Source organism: Paenibacillus sp. AR247 (assembly GCF_002968895.1).
GTDB classification, from domain to species: Bacteria; Bacillota; Bacilli; order Paenibacillales; family Paenibacillaceae; genus Paenibacillus_AQ; species Paenibacillus_AQ favisporus.
The window spans coordinates 219,172-222,984 of sequence record NZ_PCZT01000012.1 but is presented as its reverse complement, the minus strand read 5'-3'; the positions used below and the strand labels follow the sequence as shown (position 1 = coordinate 222,984).

The window sequence follows — 3,813 nt, the reverse complement described above, 5'->3', positions numbered from 1 at the left end:
ATCATTATTTGAGTATAGCCAAGCAGCAGGTGAAGAATCACCAGACGTACCAGTCCCCCTCCTTCAAGATGGCGGGCAAGCAGTACTTCGTCATCGCGGAACCGTCGGCCAAAAGCAATCAGAGCGTCATCGCCTTAATGAATCAAAAAATACTGCTCGACGTGGAAAATCATCAGAAGAAAAACCTGCGGCTGATCCCTTACCCGAGAGAGGGCAAATTTAAAGTCGAATCGGTTCACGCCGACACGCTGCGCGATTTGACGGTCAAGACGGGACATGATAACGAAAACGCCAGCCACTTCTACGAGAACGAAATCGTCGTCCGCTTCCGCCAGGATCCGTCTCCGGACGAGATGAACCGGATCAAAGGTGACGTCAAAGCGGAATCCGCCCGAAAACTCGGATATGCTTACGTCTTCCGTTCCAGTACGATGGATTACAGCCAGTTGAAGGTATATTTCCTAAACCACTGGAATCCGCATTATGTAGAACCGCATTATTTATATTTAACCAACGATACCGTTCCGGAAACAGGCAGCCTTCCGAACGTGCCGAATGATCTGCTGTTTGCGAAGTACCAGTGGAACCTCCCAGCGATCGAAACGAACCAGGGCTGGGATTTATCCAAGGGAAGCAACGATATCATTGTCGGTATCGTGGACACCGGTGCAGACATTAACCATCCGGATCTTCAAGGCCAGTTGCTGTCCGGCTACAACGTCGTGGATCCCGGCAGCGACCCGCTGGACGATGTAGGTCACGGCACGCATGTGGCCGGCATTATCGGGGCCGTCGTCAACAACAATGAAGGCGTGGCCGGCATCAGCTGGTATAACAAAATATTGCCGGTGAAGGCGCTTGATAAATCCGGATCGGGCACGACCTATTCGGTGTCGGAAGGGATCATCTGGGCGGCAGATCATGGTGCCAAAGTCATTAATCTGAGCTTGGGCAACTACGCCGATTCCCAGTTCCTGCACGATGCGGTGAGATACGCCTACGACAAGGACGTCGTGCTCGTTTCCGCGGCAGGGAACGACAATACCGAGCGGCCGGGCTTCCCTGCGGCCTATCCCGAAGTACTCGCCGTTGCTGCGACCGATGCGAACATGAAGAAAGCCTCCTATTCCAATTACGGGGATTATATCGACGTAGCCGCGCCTGGGACGAGCATTGCCAGCACCTATCCGGGCAACCAGTACGCCGCCCTGTCCGGAACGTCGATGGCCAGTCCACATGTCGCCGCTATGGCAGCGCTGATCCGCTCGCGGAACCCGGACTTGACTAATAAACAAGTGATGGACATTATGTGCCAAAGCACCATTGATCTGGGGCCGAAAGGACATGACAAATATTACGGGAACGGTCAAATTGATATCTATAAAGCGCTGCAGGCAGCAGGCGGCGGAAATACCCCGCTTCAGCTGTGGCCGCAGCATGTACAGAACCAGATGAATTCGATCATGGGCAGTGAGGGCGTGAAAACCAAATAAATTCCGGAAAAAAAAAGGCAATCCGCCCCTATCAGGAGCGGGTTGCCTTTTTTAGAGCACGAGTTACCGTGTACGTTTGGCTCTCGACTTGCGGGCTGCGCGTTTCGAACCTCTGTAAGCGGAAACGGTACCTACAATGTTTTCGTCGCGAACGACATAGTTATAGCAGTGTTTAGGAACGGGGACACAGTGATGTCTTTTAACAATTTCAACCGTGTGGACAATCGGAACGACCTGCGGATAGTAATAATCTTGATAAACCACGGTCGGATCGGTGAAAATCGGATCTGCAGGAGGACAGTTAAAGCAGTGGCTCATTCGATAAGCATCTCCCTTCATAAATTTAATATAGTCTATTATGGAGATCCCAATCGGGATTGTACGTTTGTCCTTAGCTGGAAGGTACCCGTCTAAAACAGGCTTGGCCCGGTGAGCGGACGGCAAAAAGGCGGTATCCCGTAAAATTACGGGATACCGCCTTGATTACGTCATCCTAATAAGAACTGTTGGCAGTTAGGAAAGTTTTACGTAAGCCGGGTTCTGTGCTCGTCGTGGTGCATTCGGGAACTACCCTCCCACGGATAAGCGACAATCATCTATCTAGGCCAACCATTACTGATTGGCTCCAGCGACCAACCCGAACGCGCCTCGGGCAAAGGCTGCTTCTCGGGGAAGCTGCGTTCCATTAGGTCTTGCTCCAGGTGGGGTTTACCAGGAACGAAGTCACCAACGCTCCTCGGGGTCTCTTACACCTCGGTTCCATCCTTGCCTGTGCCGCTGCAAGCAGCAGCCATCGGCGGTCCATTTCTGTGGCACTATCCTTCAACTCGCGCTGACTGGACGTTATCCAGCACCCTGCCCTACGGAGCCCGGACTTTCCTCTCGCGGCGCCTTACGCGCCGCCAGCGATTGTCTGTCAAACTTTCCGGACAACAAAAAATATTATACTAGGAATTGCTGTCGGACACAATGGCAAATGCCTATTAATTTAACGAAAATTACCGTTTTTACATAAAGCGGAACGGCTCGGTGTTGATTTGGGACGCGGCGACTTTCGTATCATAGCGGCCGTCCGACAACTTGGCCTGCAGCCATTCGGCCGTTTTGACCTTCATGATTTTCTCGGCATTGTGCCCCGGATCGATCAGGGCAATCCCGGCCATCAGCGCATCCTGCGCGGTGTGATAATCGATGTCTCCGGTCACGAGCACGTCAGCCCCGCGGAAAATCGCGGAATTCACGTAGCGGCTGCCAGATCCGCCAAGAACGGCGGCCTTGCCGATCTTGCGGTTCAGCTCGCCAACGACCCGGACATGCGGCACATCCAGCTTTTCCTTGACCACGTCGACGAATTCGGCCAGCGTCACCGGCTCCCGAAGCTTCCCTACCCGGCCAAGCCCGTAACTGCGCCCTTTCAAGTCAACCGGATACAGATCGTAAGCCACCTCTTCATAAGGATGCGCCTTGATCATCGCCTGAACGATCTTGTTTCGGATTCCTTGGGGAACGATGGTCTCGATCCGAACCTCTTCCACCTGCTCCAGCTTCCCTGGCTTGCCGATATAAGGTTCCGTTCCTTCCTGTGGCAAAAAGGTGCCCGTGCCCTGCACGTTAAAACTGCAGTGGCTGTAATTACCGATAGCACCCGCTCCTGCGTCCAGCATGGCGGTCCGGACCTTCTCTGCATGGGCGGCCGGAACAAACACGACGAGCTTGTACAGCTTCTCGGCATGCACCTCATCCAGCGGTACGCCGTCCGCAATGCCAAGCGCTTCAGCCATCCAGTCGTTCATGCCTCCCTCGGCAATATCGAGATTGGTGTGGCTGATATAGACGGCGATGTCATGCTTGATCAGCTTCTCATACATTTTCCCCATCGGGGTGTCGGTCTGAAGCTGTTTGAGCGGACGGAAAATGATGGCATGATGCGCTACGATTAAATCCGCGCCCATCGCAATGGCTTCCTCGACCACCTCGTCATTGACGTCCAGCGCCACCAGCACGCTCCGGATCTCCTTCTGCAGGCTGCCCAGCTGCAGCCCGATCCGGTCGTCCGGCACCGCCAAGTGCTTGGGGGCGAGCTGCTCCATATATTGAATTACCGTTTGTCCTTTTGCAAACATGCAAGCACCTCCCTGATTTGTTTCATTTCTTCGGTCAGCTCTCTGGCCTTGGCTGCGGCAGAAGGCAGCTTGGAGGACGATACGGACTTCAGAATGCCTTCCATCTTTACCAGTTCGCCCTGCCATTTGGCCACAAACACTTCATTTGGCTGCTCCAGCAGCCAAGGACCCATGCGGATCAACAGCTCACTCGAAAG

At 53.8% G+C, this 3,813-nt stretch carries 2 protein-coding genes, 1 other RNA gene and 1 pseudogene; 1 reads left to right on the top strand and 3 read right to left on the bottom strand.

The genetic code is table 11. From position 1 onward, the window contains the following. On the top strand, window positions 1-1,493 hold a 1,493-nt coding region (locus CPT76_RS22365; RefSeq protein WP_105444511.1), incomplete at its 5' end, for a S8 family peptidase. 514 nt (window positions 1,494-2,007) lie between these two features. On the opposite strand, the gene rnpB is transcribed toward CPT76_RS22365, so the two are convergent. The 3 genes and pseudogenes from rnpB to CPT76_RS22345 form a co-directional block, all read right to left on the bottom strand. Further along, window positions 2,008-2,418, bottom strand: an RNA gene (rnpB, locus tag CPT76_RS22355) — RNase P RNA component class A. A gap of 82 nt (window positions 2,419-2,500) precedes the next feature. After that, window positions 2,501-3,616 carry a Nif3-like dinuclear metal center hexameric protein gene (locus tag CPT76_RS22350; RefSeq protein WP_105444509.1) on the bottom strand — a complete coding sequence of 372 codons (1,116 nt, stop codon included), beginning with the start codon at window positions 3,614-3,616 and terminating at the stop codon, window positions 2,501-2,503. Next, window positions 3,592-3,813 (bottom strand): annotated as a pseudogene (locus CPT76_RS22345) (tRNA (adenine(22)-N(1))-methyltransferase TrmK); the annotation flags it as partial. The pseudogene CPT76_RS22345 and the gene CPT76_RS22350, both read right to left, overlap by 25 nt.

Bases quoted from the DNA above. Each gene is read 5' to 3' on its own strand.
- CPT76_RS22350 (WP_105444509.1), bottom strand. From the start codon at position 3,616: ATGTTTGCAAAAGGACAAACGGTAATTCAATATATGGAGCAGCTCGCC.